Source organism: Desulfolithobacter sp. (assembly GCF_054025815.1).
Genome location: NZ_JBPMMS010000035.1, coordinates 86512 through 100636 on the forward strand (window position 1 = coordinate 86512; position 14125 = coordinate 100636).

The 14125-nt window shown below is 55.5% G+C and carries 13 protein-coding genes; 4 read left to right on the forward strand and 9 right to left on the reverse strand.

The features are described from left to right. The first annotated feature begins 38 nt into the window (after nucleotides 1-38). Together ACXJJY_RS10320 and ACXJJY_RS10325 are read left to right on the forward strand one after the other, a co-directional pair. On the forward strand, nucleotides 39-1838 hold the full coding sequence (locus ACXJJY_RS10320; protein ID WP_456387479.1) for an ABC transporter ATP-binding protein: 1800 nt from the start codon (nucleotides 39-41) through the stop codon (nucleotides 1836-1838). Then, nucleotides 1839-3680 (forward strand): ABC transporter ATP-binding protein, encoded by a 1842-nt coding sequence (locus tag ACXJJY_RS10325; RefSeq protein WP_456387480.1) that lies wholly within the window; start codon nucleotides 1839-1841, stop codon nucleotides 3678-3680. A gap of 125 nt (nucleotides 3681-3805) precedes the next feature. Here the strand turns inward: ACXJJY_RS10325 and ACXJJY_RS10330 are convergent, their stop codons facing one another. The 9 genes from ACXJJY_RS10330 to ACXJJY_RS10370 form a co-directional block, all read right to left on the reverse strand. Further along, nucleotides 3806-6046 (reverse strand): GGDEF domain-containing protein, encoded by a 2241-nt coding sequence (locus ACXJJY_RS10330; protein WP_456387481.1) that lies wholly within the window; start codon nucleotides 6044-6046, stop codon nucleotides 3806-3808. A 197-nt stretch (nucleotides 6047-6243) separates the two neighbouring features. Then, nucleotides 6244-6864 (reverse strand): PqiC family protein, encoded by a 621-nt coding sequence (locus ACXJJY_RS10335; RefSeq protein WP_456387482.1) that lies wholly within the window; start codon nucleotides 6862-6864, stop codon nucleotides 6244-6246. After that, nucleotides 6861-7871: an MlaD family protein gene (locus ACXJJY_RS10340; protein ID WP_456387483.1), complete on the reverse strand. Its 1011-nt coding sequence runs from the start codon at nucleotides 7869-7871 to the stop codon at nucleotides 6861-6863. Before ACXJJY_RS10340 ends, ACXJJY_RS10335 begins: the two co-directional genes overlap by 4 nt. Continuing rightward, complete coding sequence (locus ACXJJY_RS10345) at nucleotides 7868-8674, reverse strand: ABC transporter ATP-binding protein (RefSeq protein ID WP_456387484.1); 807 nt, start codon at nucleotides 8672-8674, stop codon at nucleotides 7868-7870. Before ACXJJY_RS10345 ends, ACXJJY_RS10340 begins: the two co-directional genes overlap by 4 nt. Further along, nucleotides 8674-9798 (reverse strand): ABC transporter permease, encoded by a 1125-nt coding sequence (locus ACXJJY_RS10350; RefSeq protein ID WP_456387485.1) that lies wholly within the window; start codon nucleotides 9796-9798, stop codon nucleotides 8674-8676. Before ACXJJY_RS10350 ends, ACXJJY_RS10345 begins: the two co-directional genes overlap by 1 nt. A 67-nt stretch (nucleotides 9799-9865) precedes the next feature. Beyond that, entirely contained in the window at nucleotides 9866-11236 is a 1371-nt protein-coding gene (locus tag ACXJJY_RS10355) for an ArsB/NhaD family transporter (RefSeq protein WP_456387573.1), read from the reverse strand. Next, nucleotides 11236-11709: a CBS domain-containing protein gene (locus ACXJJY_RS10360; RefSeq protein WP_456387486.1), complete on the reverse strand. Its 474-nt coding sequence runs from the start codon at nucleotides 11707-11709 to the stop codon at nucleotides 11236-11238. Before ACXJJY_RS10360 ends, ACXJJY_RS10355 begins: the two co-directional genes overlap by 1 nt. A 120-nt stretch (nucleotides 11710-11829) precedes the next feature. Beyond that, on the reverse strand, nucleotides 11830-12564 hold the full coding sequence (locus ACXJJY_RS10365; RefSeq protein ID WP_456387487.1) for a lipid-binding SYLF domain-containing protein: 735 nt from the start codon (nucleotides 12562-12564) through the stop codon (nucleotides 11830-11832). Between the two features lie 293 nt (nucleotides 12565-12857). Further along, a complete protein-coding gene (locus ACXJJY_RS10370) occupies nucleotides 12858-13016 on the reverse strand; it encodes a rubredoxin (protein WP_456387488.1) in 159 nt (52 codons plus the stop codon). 272 nt (nucleotides 13017-13288) lie between these two features. On the opposite strand from ACXJJY_RS10370, the gene rplU reads away from it, so the two are divergent. Together rplU and rpmA are read left to right on the forward strand one after the other, a co-directional pair. Further along, nucleotides 13289-13600 carry a 50S ribosomal protein L21 gene (rplU, locus tag ACXJJY_RS10375; RefSeq protein WP_267928999.1) on the forward strand — a complete coding sequence of 104 codons (312 nt, stop codon included), beginning with the start codon at nucleotides 13289-13291 and terminating at the stop codon, nucleotides 13598-13600. A gap of 24 nt (nucleotides 13601-13624) precedes the next feature. Beyond that, on the forward strand, nucleotides 13625-13882 hold the full coding sequence (rpmA, locus tag ACXJJY_RS10380; RefSeq protein WP_267928998.1) for a 50S ribosomal protein L27: 258 nt from the start codon (nucleotides 13625-13627) through the stop codon (nucleotides 13880-13882). Nucleotides 13883-14125 lie beyond the last annotated feature (243 nt).

A 14125-nucleotide genomic window follows, 5' to 3' on the forward strand; every position in this document is an offset into this window, starting at 1 on the left:
GGAAGTCACTACCTGGTCTGCCAGACGACAAGCATCCCTTGCAAGACGATATCCCACAACAAAAGGAAAGCGCACCTGAATCCACCGAGACCACCACGGGCGAGGCGCTTGGCCTGATCCTGCCGATTTTTCACCGGTACCGCCGCCGGCTCCTGCTGGGCTTCATGGCCCTTCTCGGGGTGGATTTTCTCCAGTTGCTCATTCCCCGTCTGCTCGGTTTCGGTGTTGACCGTCTGGCTGCCGGTACCGCCACCGGCCAGACCCTGCTCCAAACCGGCGGGCTCATTCTGCTCGCCGGTCTGGGTGTGGCCGGGCTGCGTTTTGTCTGGCGCTACCAGATCATCGGATTTTCACGTCGCCTTGAGCGGGCCCTCCGCGACAGGATATTTAAGCATGTCCTGGGCCTGGACCGGTATTTTTTCGAGCGCTCTTCCACCGGCGAAATCATGGCCCACGCCACCAATGATACGGCCGCAGTACAGATGGCCTGCGGCATGGGGCTGGTGGCGGCCATCGATGCCCTGGTCATGGCCGTTGCCGTCATCGCCTTTATGCTTCACATCAATATTTTTCTTACCTTGATCGCTCTTCTGCCCATGCCCTTCCTGGTGCTCCTTACCAGGATACTGGCCACCAGGATGCACCGACGATTCAACCGGGTCCAACACCATTTTTCCCTGCTCACCGAGTTTGCCCGCTCCACCCTGGTTTCCATCCGGTTCATCAAGGTCTATACTCTCGAGGGGCTTCAGATCCGCCATTTTGACCGCTTCGGTCGCGACCTGGTCCGGGAGAACCTTAAGGTAGCTACAATCCAGGGTCTTCTCTTTCCTGCCGCCACTCTGGTTGGAAATCTGGGCATGCTGCTGGTTCTTTACTTCGGAGGCAGGCTGGTCATCCTTTCGGTGATTTCGCTTGGTGAATTTGTCGCGTTCACTTCCTATCTTTTCATGCTCGTCTGGCCCATGATGGCGGTGGGCTGGGTAACAAATATCATGCAGAGGGGAATGACCTCGCTGCGCCGGGTTTCGACCCTGCTGTGTGCCAGGCCTATACTGACTGACCCTCCCCGGACCGACGAGCGGCCTGTGCGGGATCCTGTCTTTACCCTGCGCCGATTGAATTTTTCCTGTCCCGCTACCGGTCAACGGATACTCAGGGAGATCGAGCTTGAGATCGGTCCCGGACTTATCGGGATCACCGGACGCAGCGGCAGCGGCAAGTCCTCTCTCTGCCGATTGCTTGCCCGCATGTATCCGGTGGCCGACGGAACGCTTTTTTTCGACCACCGTGATGTCAACACCCTGACCCTTGATCTGGTGCGGAGCCATATTGCCTGGGTGGAGCAGGAGCCTGTTTTGTTTGGGGACACCATCTATGAAAACATTCTCCTGGGTCGGCCCGGAGCCTCCAGGCGCGAGGTGGAGGAGGCTGCCAGGAGAGCGTGTATCCACGATGAGATCCTCGATCTGCCCAAAGGGTATCAGACCCTGGTCGGTGAGCGTGGAGTCAATCTCTCCGGCGGTCAGCGCCAGCGCCTTGCCCTGGCCAGAGCCCTGCTCAGCAACAGGCCGGTCCTCATCATCGACGACGGACTGTCGGCCATTGACGTGGATACCGAGGAGAAGATTCTCTCCTGGCTTTTGCATCCCCGGGCTGCCCGGACCGTGGTGGTCGTTTCCCACCGGATAAAACTGCTGCGCAGTATGGACCGTATTGTCATCCTGGACCAGGGGAGGGTGATTCACCAGGGATCCCACCGGGAACTGCTTGAGCGCAGCCGGCTCTATCGGATCATGCACGAGAAACAGCACCGCAGCAGGGAGCTCGGCCGATAAGTGCGAAACTTTGGTTACTTCGAAGGGGATCAGGTAGGCAGCCTGACCGATGCCAGGCTTTGGCGGCGGATACTGGGCTATGTGCGCCATCATGGTTCTCGCCTGGTTCTGGCCCTGGTCCTGGCACTGCTTGTAACGGCGGCAAGTTTGTGGCTGCCAAAGCTCATGCAGGCCGGTATTGACCGCTACATCACCGCCCAGGACCTGGACACGGCCTCCAGGATACAGGGGCTGGGACGGATCGCCTCCCTCTATGCGGTCCTGGTGGTTTTTATCTTTCTTGCCGGTTTTCTGCAGACCGTGGTCCTTGAACGGGTCGGCCAGTCCATCATGCACGGTCTGCGGCAGCAGCTTTTTGCCCACATGCTCCGCCTGGACATGAACTTTTTCAATAACCAGCCGGCTGGCCGGCTGGTGACCAGACTGACCAACGATATTCAGAACATGCATGAGATGTTTACCTCGGTCCTGGTGACCATGGTGGGAGACCTACTCAAGCTTGGTGGTATCGTCGCTCTGCTGTTCTGGATGAACGCCAGGCTGGCATCTCTGATGGCGCTGTTTCTTCCCCTGTCCCTGGTGATGGTCATGGTTTTTTCCAGGCTTGCCAGGGAACGGTTTCGCGCCATTCGCACTCATCTGGCCAGACTGAACAGTTTCCTCCAGGAGGCTCTGTCCGGAGTGCACATTTTCCAGCTTTTCGGCGGTGGGCAGAGAAGTATGGAGAAGTTCCACCGTCTCAACACGGATTACCTCCGCAGTGGTCTGGCCCAGGTCCGGCTTTTTGCCGTCTTCATGCCGCTCACCGAACTCATGGGCACGGTGGCCGTGGCCGCCATACTGTGGTATGGAGGACATGAAATTCTCAAAGACCGGCTGACCTTTGGCGAGCTGGCGGCCTTCCTCTCTTACATGCGGCTCTTTTTCCAACCCATCCGTGAACTGTCGCAGAAATATTCCATTGTCCAGTCGGCCCTGGCCTCTGCCGAGCGTATTTTTTCCCTGCTTGATACCAGGCCAACCATCGAGACGCTACCGGTTATGCCCGGCGGACCCAGGCCTGTGCGTCCGTCCAGAGTACGGGGGCGGATTTTTTTTGAGCATGTTACGTTTGGCTACCAGGAAGAGGATCTGGTGCTGAGGGATTTCAACCTGGAGGTTCGCGCCGGTGAGTCCATAGCTCTGGTGGGTTCTACGGGGGCTGGCAAATCGACGATCCTGTCGCTGCTGGTCCGGCTCCATGATCCACTCCGTGGCCGGATTCTTCTGGATGGGGTCAACCTGCGAGTCTTTGACCTCCATTATCTGCGTCGGGTGATCGGGGTCATCCTTCAGGAGGTCTTTATTCTGCCAGACAGCCTGGAGACCAATATTATCCTCGATGATCCCCTGGATCGTGACCGGCTGGACAGGGTTATCCGTCTGGCCGGGATGGAGGAGTTTGTGGCTGGTCTTGCCGATGGCCTGAAAACACGCATCGGTGAGACCGGCCGCACCCTGTCGGTCGGAGAAAAGCAGATGCTGGGGTTTGCCCGGATTCATTACCGCAACCCGGCGGTACTTATCTTTGACGAGGCCACGGCTTCGGTGGACACCCAGACGGAAAACCTGCTGGAGCAGGCCATGAACAAGGCCTTTCAGGGACGGACATCCATCATCATTGCCCATCGTCTATCCACCATCCGACGGGTGGATCGGGTGGTGGTTCTGGAGCAGGGAGAGATCGTGGAGCAGGGCAGCCATGAGGAACTGATGGCCCGGAGGGGGGCCTACTACCACCTGGTGCGGCTTGATCTGCAGTCCTTCGAGAGGACCTCCATGTCCGTTCCTGCCGGGCCTTGATTCTTTCCTGCCATAGAGCCAGTTCAAAAGCCTGTTATGAGGGGAGGTTTTGAAACAGGAGCTTGAGAAAATACCTGCCTCCAGACAGCGGCGGCAGGTGATTGTGCAGCAGGGGCCCCTGTCGCTCAGGTGGACAGGGAGCGCCGGTCTCTGAAAAAGGAGTTTCCCTCGATAGCCTTGGCCAGGGCCTTGATCTCTGCGGCCCGTTCACCTATCTGCTGCAGGCTGCAGGGAAAGGCAGAGCTTTTCTGGCAGTCGACGATGGCGAGGGAAACGGAAACCAGGTTGAACCATGATTCTCTACCGTCTCTTCCTTTTGCTCTTACCCGGCCCCTTTTTCTGTCTTCTTCCGAATAATGCTGGCGTACCAGTCGCTTGAAGCACCGGATAATCGCCACCGAGATCCTTTCCGCCCGCTCCGGAGTGGTGAGGAGGATGAAATCGTCTCCGCCAACGTGTCCGAGAAAATCATCTGTATTGCCATGTCTCCTGGCAGCCCAGTTCATGACGTAGCCCAGAAGCTTGATAAGCTCATCTCCTTTCTTGAACCCATAGGTGTCGTTGTACACCTTGAAGTTGTCCAGATCGGCGTAGATGATACTGAAAGGTGCCCGGGAAACAGCTTTTTTCTCAATGATCTGTTCGATGGCGCAGTTGCCGGGCAGGCCGGTCAGCGGGTTGCTTCCCTTGGCCATCTCGAGCTGGACCTGGACCATGTAGTCGATGAGCTTCTGGACCGAGACAATACCGACCAGCCGGTTGTCCGCCGTTACGATGATGTCGTCGTAGGCCTTGAAACGCTCTCTGCAGGTCGCTTTTTGCGCCACCTGTTCCGAGGGAGCGCTCTGGTCGACAATGATAGGGTTCTTGTCCATGAGGAAGGATGCTTTTTCCTTGTAGTACAGAGAGATACCATACTGGGAGGCCAGTTTCTTGATGAGGTTGTGTGTCATGATCAACCCGACCGGGCGTTCATGATCGTCACAGACGACTATGCTCGCGATGTCAGGATCTTCATTGATCATTTTGTGCAGTTCTTCGATCCTGGTGTGCCGGTGGACTGACAGGACGTTTTCGGTCAGGTCTCCTATTGGCAAAAGACAGGTGGAACTCCTGGATGATATCTTGGACAGAATGGAAACCTGACTTGTATGAACCGGAGTTGCTACCTCGTGCGATGGTGGATATCCCGGCCTGGCGATATAATAGCCCTGACCGAAGTGAACCCCCATGTCGATGATCGCGTTGAGTTCAGTTTCGCTTTCTATGCCCTCGGCAATGATTTTCGAGCTCACCTTTTCGGCAAAGGTAACCAGTGTCTCCATCAGTGCCCTTTTTATGGGATTGCGATCGATGTTGTGCACCAGATCCATGTCGATCTTGATAAAGTCCGGCCGCAGCTCCGCCATGCTCCACAGACCGGAATATCCGGCTCCAGCATCGTCCAGTGCTATTTTGAAGCCCTGGTTTCGGTAATGGTCCAGGGTTTTGTGGAAGACAGAAAAGTCTTTGATACTGTGTTTTTCCGTGATCTCAAAAACGATGTTTCGGGGTTCACAGTTGTATTTTTGTAAAATTTCATGGGTTTTTCCAGGGGTAAACTCCGGGTCGGCAAGAGTGCGGGGATGAATGTTGATAAAGATTTTCTGTTCAGGAAGTATGGGGCCAAAGGAACCTATGGCCTTTTCGCGGCAGGTTTTTTCCAGAGCAAACAGTTCGCCCGATTTTTCGGCAAAATCAAACAGGGTCACCGGAGAGCGGAAGATGCTGCCTTCGGGTCCACGGCTTAGAGCTTCCCAGCCGTATATTTTACCGTCAGCGAAGTTCAGGATCGGCTGGTAAAGGACTTCTATTTTCTTTTTCTGAAGAATATGCTGGAATTCTTCGGCCAGCTTCAACTTTTTCACATTGATGTCGAACCGGGCCCGTTTTCTCAAAAGGGCAAGGCACTCTTTAAAGTTTTCTCTGAATGCGTGACCGGTGACCTGGAAGTCGGAGACATGGGATGCTTTTATTCGCGGTTTCTGTCCTATTTCCTGGATAAATATACTGAGGATTGTATTTTCAAGATTCATCTTGAAAAGAAATGCCAGGTCGGAATTGAGTTCGTCATTGTCATCCGGGTGTTCTTTTTTCCAGTAAATTATGAACTCGTGTTTCGATGCTGACATATAATGCACAGACGATTTTATGTATCTGTTAATACATTTTATTTCGCTGTTGAGAAAAGTTTTTATCTGATTTGTCACTTTCCTGGTGAAGTTGTCTCCATACAGTTTGTTGAGGCTGTCCCCGTCGTAGACTTTGATATAGATGGCGTTGATGACTTCATGCCCGGCGTCCTTCCTTCTGAGCTCTTTTTGCATCGGGGTCCTGGTTTGGCTGTGCATTGAATAAAGATGAAACTTCTGGTCCCGTGTCCGGTCAGGACGGGAAATCGACTGTGCCTCAACCGTGAACCTATACCCGCTGTTTTTCAGTTGAATTACAATACGGTTAGGATTTGGTAATGCAGGGGTTGATATCCGGTTAAGATCTGTATGAGACAGGGGCGGAAGGGTTTTTAACGGTCGACTGTCGAGGAGCCTGCATCCAGGATAGCCACGGCTATTTCCCGGGCCAGTTTGTGCAGGGCCTGGGAACCTGTCTGGACATAGGTGTCGTAGCTCGGGTCTTCCATGGCCAGGACAGCCTGGAAGGTACGGCACTGGAGCAGATGCCTTTTTTTGATGTTCCCCAGGCTCCATATGGCTTCACAGGTGAATGCCCCGCCGGGTTGTCCGGCAAACGAGAGCAGAGTGATCTCCACCTGAAGAACCGGATTGCCAAACCGGGGGCCAGGCCAGGGTGCCACCAGGCTGGAACCAAGAAGCCGGGACAGATCGGCAACCAGGGTGTCCCTGATCATGGTAGCCGGAGGTCCGGCCCAGAAATGACGGCTGGAGCGGTTGATGCCGCTGTCTCCGGTCCGGGTTACGATGCCGGGTCCGTTGATGTAAGGCGGCATATGTACCGGACCAACCAGGAGAAGACCGGACAGCTCCCGGGCAGATGCCAGCGGTTCCCGGGCCAGGGGTACCAGGGTGTACTGGTGGACGGGAACGGCCCGGGTGATGCAACCGCCCTGCCCGAGCAGGAGCAGGAGCCCAAGTATGGGCAGAAGGAGAGAACGAAGGGATTTCATCTTGTTTCCTCTCTGGGGGTGGCGATAAGAGCGTTGGGGTGACGCTGCAGGTAGTCGATGAACTGGCGCACAGAGGACGACGTACGTGAGATTTCGTCCACGGTCCGGGTCAGGGTGAAAAAGAGGGGTGAGTCTTCGGAGAGGACCTCCTGCAGGATTTTGAGTGTTGTCTCCAGGCTGGCCATGGTTTTGTCTGCGTTGTTCAGGCTCTCCTGGAGTTGCCTGCCGAGAAGATCTGTGTTTCTGGTGGTGCTTTGCACCAGGGTGTCGGTGTTCTTTGCCAGGGTGGCAAACCGGTCAAGGGCCAGGTTTAACCCGCTGCTGATCCGGGGCAGTTCCCGGTCCAGGTCCTTCAGCAGGATGTCAAGGTCCTTCAGGGTAGTGTTGAAAGTAGCCATACCTTCGTGGAAAGCGCTGGATGTCAGGATGGAGTTGATGTTGTCGAGAATGGATACGGTTTTGCCGATGATCTCCTCCAGGTGGAGATTTTCCAGGGCCTGGGTCAGCCGTTCCAGCTCCGAAGGTACCGTGGGGATCTCCATGCAGGAACCTTCTGTCTTGCGCAGCCTGGTTTCGGTGCCCGGAAAATAGGAGAGCTCTATATAGAGCTTTCCGGTGACCAGGCTCTGCATCTTGAGCTTGGCCCGAAGTCCTCTTTCTATCTGGGCCTGGAAAAAGGAACCGGCATCCTTGAAACCGGCCTCTTCGAAATAGGATTTGCCGCTTGAGTCCCTGACCGTGATTTCGACGTAGACCGGGGTCAGGTATTCGCCGGTGTTTTTGTCGTAGAGAATTTCGATCCCGGCCACATGGCCCACCGGAACCCCTTTGTAGGTTACCGGCGCTCCGGTGTCCAGGCCGTTAAGAGAGCCGTTGAAAAAGAGAACGAAACGGTTGGTCTGTTCGCGGAGCTTGATGTTGCCGATGATGAAGATCCCGGCGACAAGCAGGAACAGGGCCCCGATGACAAAGGTTCCGATCAGGGTCGGGCTTGCCTTTTTGCTCATATCAGCCGTACCTCTCTGTTTCCGGTGCCTCTGGTCAGGAAATCGATCACTGGTTGCTGGTCGCTTTCCCGGAGAAGATCTCTGGGGTTGCCGGTGGCGAGCATGGTGCGTGATTCGGCATCCAGAAATACGGAATTGGTGGCGATGGAGTAGATGGATGCCAGCTCGTGGGTGACCATGACAACGGTCGCTCCCAGGGAATCCCTGAGTTCAATAATCAGTTCATCGAGCCGCCGGGCGCTGACCGGGTCCAGGCCGGCCGAGGGCTCGTCAAAAAAAAGAAATTCAGGATCCAGGGCAATGGCCCGGGCCAGAGCCGCCCGTTTGCGCATCCCGCCGGAAAGCTGGGAGGGGTAAAAGGACTCGAATCCTGCCAGCCCTACCAGGGCCAGCTTGAAGGCCACCTGGTCGGCGATGGCCTTTTCAGACAGGTTCGTATAAAGCTGAAGGGGCAAGGCCACGTTCTCCTCCAGGGTCATGGAACTCCACAGGGCGCTGGACTGGTAGAGGATGCCGGCCCGCTGCAGTATCCGGGCCCGCTGTGCTTCGTCCACTTCCCAGAAATTCGTCTCCCGGTACCAGATCCTGCCGGACGCCGGCCGTTTGAGGCCGATAAGATGGCGCAGCAGGGTCGACTTGCCGCACCCCGATCCTCCCATGATGACAAAAATGTCCCCTTTACGCACCTCAAAGCTGATATTGCGCATCAGAATGAAACTGCCATAGGCCATGGTCAGGCTCTCGACCCGCAGCGGGCATTGGTCCTTATTGCGCTTTTTTTTCTCTTGCGGGTCGCCGGTCATCAGAACACCGTCTTGATAAAATGGATAACAATATTCATGATCGCATCGGAAACCACAATAAGGACGATGGAGGTCACCACCGCCGAGGTAGTGGCATCGCCGACCGCCGAGGCGCTGCGGCCGCACTGCATGCCGCGCAGGCAGCCGGCAAAAGAGACCAGGAAACCATAGACAGTGGACTTGATCAAACCCTCGACCAGATGGTCGAGCTGGAGCGCGTTCTGTGTCTGTTGCAGGTAGCTGACAGGTGAGATATCCAGCATGCCGATGCCGATACCGGCCCCGCCGATAATGCCGAGCAGGTTGGCATAGAGACAGAGTAGCGGCATCATCAGGATAAGGGCTATCATCCTTGGCAGGACCAGGTAGGCGACTGGGGAGAGGCCCAGGGTCTGCAGGGCGTCGATCTCCTCGTTGACCTGCATGGTTCCGAGCTGGGCCGCGTAAGCGGCGCCGATCCGGCCGGCCATGATCACGCCGGTCATCATGGCTCCCATTTCCAGAAGCATGGAGATGCCCACCAGGTCAGCCACGTAGATCTGGGCTCCGAAGAGCTTTAGCTGGATGGCACCGACAAAGCCGAGGATGACCCCGACCAGCAATGCGATCAGCGAAACAATGGGCAGGGAATTGGCCCCGCATTCCTGGATGAAGAACCACAACTCCTGGCGTCGGAATTGGCCCCGACCGCGGAGAATATGGTACATGGCGGTCACCAGCTCACCGGTGAAGGCGGCCAGCTCTCCACCTTCCCGGTACAGGCTGATGGCCTTGAGACCGGTTCTGTGCAGAAGGGGAAAGCGGACTTGATGTTCCCGGGCAGGTTCGGCACGCTCGACCGCGAAGGCCAGCCTGAGCAGGGTCTGGACCCCGTCGGGCAGGCCGGAGAAATCCATGGTGACGGTATTGGCAGCCGGCTTGAGCAGAGTGAAAATAAAAACCGGCAGGGCCGAGTCCCAGCCGCTGAGCCCGCGACAGTCGAAACGCACCTTTCCGGCAGCCTGGAGGTCCGCAGTGGCGGTTTCCGGCTGGGGAAGGTCCTGGCTGGTTTTCCAGTGGCCCTGGAAAACCAGCACTGTTTCGCCTTCAGGGGACTGTTTGCTGTGAAAAGTGGGCGGCTCCATGGAGCAGGTGTCCGGTTGGCAAAGATACGGGTACCTGGACCATCTGCAGGTTCAGGTACCGGAGGGATCAGGCCAGAACGTAGTATCTGAGCCAGACATAGATCATGGAGATAAACACGGTCAGAACCATGATCGGCACACCGTAGGAGACGAATTTCATGAAAGTGATCCGGTGCCCGGCCTTCTCGGCCATGCCGACCACAATCACGTTGGCCGAGGCGCCGATGGGCGAGCCGTTGCCGCCCAGGCAGGCACCCAGAGCCAGGGACCACCAGACGGGCATGAGGTCGGGATGCTGAAGCAGGGCTTTGCCCGAAAGCTCGGGCCATATTTCCCCGGCCATATCGATAACGAGCGGGTTCATGGTGGCCACGTAGGGAATGTTGTCCACCACGGCCGAGGCAATGGCCGAAAACCACATGAGCACCATGGAGGTGGCGAACAGGTTGCCCTGGGTCAGGGCCAGCATCTTCTGGGACATCAGGCTGATGGCGCCGACTTTGACCATGGCGCCGACCATGATGAACAAGCCGATGAAAAAGAAGATCACCGGCCACTCCACCTCGGCCAGGACATGGTGCGGTTCACGGGTGCCGGAGAGCAGAAGCAGCAGTCCTGCTCCGAACAGGGCGATGGTGGCAGGTTCGTAATGAAAGACCCCGTGGAGGACGAACCCGACCAGGACAATGCCCAGCACGATCAGAGACTTGGTCAGCATGACCGGGTCCTTGATAGCTTCCTTCTCGCTCATCATCATGATCCTCTCTTTGAGTTCATCACGGGTCTCGAGCCGTTTGCCAAAGACCAGCTTTATCAGCACAAGGAAGACAAGCATCATGATAATGACCACCGGGGTCAGGTGGATGACGAAGTCAAGGAAGCTGAGTTTGGCCTTGGAAGCGATCATGATATTGGGCGGATCACCGATCAGGGTGGCGGTGCCGCCGATGTTGGAGGACAGGGCCTCGACGAGCAGGTAGGGAATGGGGTCCACCTCCAGGGCGTCGGCGATGAGCAGGGTTACAGGGGCCAGCAGGAGGACAGTGGTTACGTTGTCGAGCAGGGCCGAGAGTACGGCGGTGATGACGGCAAAGATGATCATGATCCGCAATGGATCACCCTTGCCGGCTTTGGCGCTCTTGATGGCGATGTACTCGAAAAATCCAGTGGGTCGTATCAGGTTGATGATGGTCATCATGCCTATCAGGAGGAAGATGACGTTCCAGTCCACCCCGAATTTTTCCAGGTGAAACGCCTCGTGCTGCTCGAGCAGCTTCAGGACAAGGACCAGCGAGGCCCCGAAAATGGCGACGATGGTTTTGTGGATTTTTTCGGAAATAATGATGGTCAGGGCGATAAAAAAAATGCCACAGGCGAGCCAGAAAGAAGTGTCCAGGGCAAGAGTCTGCGCGGCCTGCACCGCTTCACTGTGGTCCATCATTTCTCCTCCTTGACCAGGATATCAGCAATCAGGTTGTAGACGTCGCGAATGTAGACCATTCCGACGATCTCTCCGTCCTTGTTTTTGACCGGCAGACGTTGCAATCCTTTTCTGATCATTATATCAACACAGACCATGAGCGGGGCGTCATCCGCAACAGAAATAACTTCTTTTGTCATGACATCTGCCACGGTTTTCTCCCTGGCCCTTCTTGTCATGTCCTCAAGCATGTTATCCCAGGAAAAGACACTGAGATCCACAGTCAGGTAGGGAGGAATCACAGCCCGCATGATGTCCTTGATCGACAGCATGCCGACCACTTTGTTGTTCTGCCTGTCCCGGACCAGCATGCCCTTGACCGCCAGCCCATGGTGCCGCTTGCTGCTGCGCATCCGGAGTACAGCTTCCCGGAGTGTCGTGTCCGGATCCAGATAGTCACGTATGGTGACCATTATATCTCTTGCCTTCACGCATTCTCCTTTTTACGTATGTTGTTTATGGGGTTTGGCAGAAAACACCCGGATACATGTCGGCATCGGGGGGCGTTTTCGCATGTCGCGGTGCAGAAGTGTGTCCCCTCCTAGGGGTGATCAATGACCCAGAGGTTTTCCTGGGGTCTTGTCCTTTTTTCTGTCCGGCAGCAGGACCCCGATTCCCGGCATGGCCGCCACCAGGTTGTCCGCCTGCGGGTTTCTGACCGAATGTCTGATCAAAATGTCTGCCGGCAGAACAGGTCTACCGTAATACATCTCGTTCCATTCATGCCGGGGAGCGATGATCGCTCCTTCGACGCTGAGCCCGCCAAAGGCACCCTTTGAACGGCCGAAGGCGAGGATGTCCACGGTCTGAACTTTGGCCGAGGCACCCACAGGGCCGGCGGCGATGGAAATGTCGCCGCCCAGCTTGAATTCAGTGGATAGAAACGCATTCATGCCGGAGTTGGTCATGACCATCAGGATGATTTCCGATGCATCCGCCCCCATCTGCAGGCCGAAAGAGATCGAAGCTGCGGTATAGAAAGCGGGATAGCTCCATTCCCCGGTTTGAGGATCCCGGGCCAGGACAACGCCTGAGCCGCCTGAGCCGCCGATGAAAAAGCCACCGCGCAGCATTTGCGGGATAATGAAGATCCCCTTGGCGCGATCGATGTTTTTCCGCAGCCATTCCATGTTGGGATCATTCATGAAGCTCCTGAACACCCCTTCGCTCTGCAGGACCAGCTGTTCAGGTTTGTCAAAGCCCCTGGCGTGCAGGGTCGTGACTCCCAGGATCAGAACAAGAATCAAGGTTAGGAACCCGGTCCGTTGTCTTTGCGTTGAAAGCATGATGCAGCTCCTGGAATTATGGAAGATAAATAGATTTTTTCTACAGTTTCTCAGGAAATAGTATAAAAAAAAAACGTAATGTACAACCGGAATCGGAGAGGGAAATTTTTTTTACTGCAGTTGGAAACAGGGCTCTACAGGTGGTGTGGGGCGGGTGTCAACGTGTGGGTGAGTGGATGGAGGTTGCTGACGTGCAGCCGCGGGACGTTGTGGCGATATCAAGGAATGTCGCCGGGAAGAAGTCGGCTTGCCGGTGCAGGAAAGCTCTCAGGGACCGGCAAGCCGTGTCACGGTCAATCAACCGGATAAAAGTGCTCTTTCTCAGCTCCACATTTTGGGCAGACCCAGTCGTCTGGAATCTCCTCGAACGGGGTTCCGGGATCGACCCCGTTTTCATAATCACCTTCCTCGGGATCATAAACGTAGCCACAGGGACATTCATATTTTTGCATGGGTTTTTTCCTCTGTCTGGTGTTGTTTTCGGATAAGTTGGATTAATGAGTTCTGTTTTTTTGCAGACTATCTGAAACAAGCAGCCTGTTCAAGAAAAAACCTGGACTTTGTGGTACTCTCGGATGTTTTTTTCGGCCCAGAAGAAGGAAAAAATGTGTCGATCCCTGGTAAACGTCATTTATACTTGACAGGATCCTGGTCTGTAGAGTTTAATATATTATTTCGCTGAGCTTTCAGATTGTTTTTAGCTTTGATTATATGGAGGAGTCGCATGTATGCTATAATCCGTACCGGAGGCAAGCAGTACCAGGTTGCCGCCGGCGATACACTGCGTGTGGAAAAACTGCAGGGCAATGTGGGTGATGAAATCGAGCTTTCCGATGTTCTGCTGGTGGCCGACGGGGACGATGTCAAGATCGGTCAGCCTGTGGTCGACGGTGCCGTGGTCAAGGCCCGGATCGCCGAGCATGGCAAGGCCAAGAAAGTGCTTGTGATGAAGAAGAAACGCCGGAAAGGCTATAAGGTCAAGCGTGGTCATCGTCAGCAATATACGGCTCTGACCATCGAGGAAATTTCTGCATAGCCGGATTTACAGGGAGATACAACCATGGCACATAAAAAGGCAGGCGGCAGTTCCCGTAACGGTCGCGACAGTATAGGGCAGCGCCGCGGAGTGAAGCGATTCGGCGGCCAGGAAGTCAAAGCAGGGAATATTCTGGTCCGGCAGTTGGGGACCAGGATTCATCCGGGTGAAAATGTCGGTTGCGGCAAGGATTACACCCTGTTTGCCAAGATTGATGGTGTGGTCAAGTTTGAATCCTTCGGGAAGGGCCGTAAAAGGGTTTCCGTGTATCCCGCCGCCTGAAAACGGATAACGGTTTTTTCCGGCGATAAACATATTGTCCTCCTTCCCGGGTGTCGGATGGGCAAGAAGTCTCAAAGACTCGATACCAGGCCAATTTGGTATCGAGTCTTTTTTGTATTTGATCACTGTTGCAACTCAGCCAGGATAGAGTCAAATCTCAGAAAGCGGTAGCAGAAATAGGGCAATGTTACGCAGTGGCAATTTTCTGCAGGCCGGACGGAGCGATGTCAGGCTTGATGCCGG

What these genes read in the sequence shown, in the direction of transcription:
- ACXJJY_RS10370 (WP_456387488.1), bottom strand. Translation starts at nt 13,016, where the DNA reads ATGCAAAAATATGAATGTCCCTGTGGCTACGTTTATGATCCCGAGGAA.
- ACXJJY_RS10340 (WP_456387483.1), bottom strand. Translation starts at nt 7,871, where the DNA reads ATGAGCAAAAAGGCAAGCCCGACCCTGATCGGAACCTTTGTCATCGGG.
- ACXJJY_RS10365 (WP_456387487.1), bottom strand. Translation starts at nt 12,564, where the DNA reads ATGCTTTCAACGCAAAGACAACGGACCGGGTTCCTAACCTTGATTCTT.
- ACXJJY_RS10330 (WP_456387481.1), bottom strand. Translation starts at nt 6,046, where the DNA reads ATGCAAAAAGAGCTCAGAAGGAAGGACGCCGGGCATGAAGTCATCAAC.
- rpmA (WP_267928998.1), top strand. Translation starts at nt 13,625, where the DNA reads ATGGCACATAAAAAGGCAGGCGGCAGTTCCCGTAACGGTCGCGACAGT.
- ACXJJY_RS10350 (WP_456387485.1), bottom strand. Translation starts at nt 9,798, where the DNA reads ATGGAGCCGCCCACTTTTCACAGCAAACAGTCCCCTGAAGGCGAAACA.
- ACXJJY_RS10345 (WP_456387484.1), bottom strand. Translation starts at nt 8,674, where the DNA reads ATGACCGGCGACCCGCAAGAGAAAAAAAAGCGCAATAAGGACCAATGC.
- rplU (WP_267928999.1), top strand. Translation starts at nt 13,289, where the DNA reads ATGTATGCTATAATCCGTACCGGAGGCAAGCAGTACCAGGTTGCCGCC.
- ACXJJY_RS10355 (WP_456387573.1), bottom strand. Translation starts at nt 11,236, where the DNA reads ATGGACCACAGTGAAGCGGTGCAGGCCGCGCAGACTCTTGCCCTGGAC.
- ACXJJY_RS10335 (WP_456387482.1), bottom strand. Translation starts at nt 6,864, where the DNA reads ATGAAATCCCTTCGTTCTCTCCTTCTGCCCATACTTGGGCTCCTGCTC.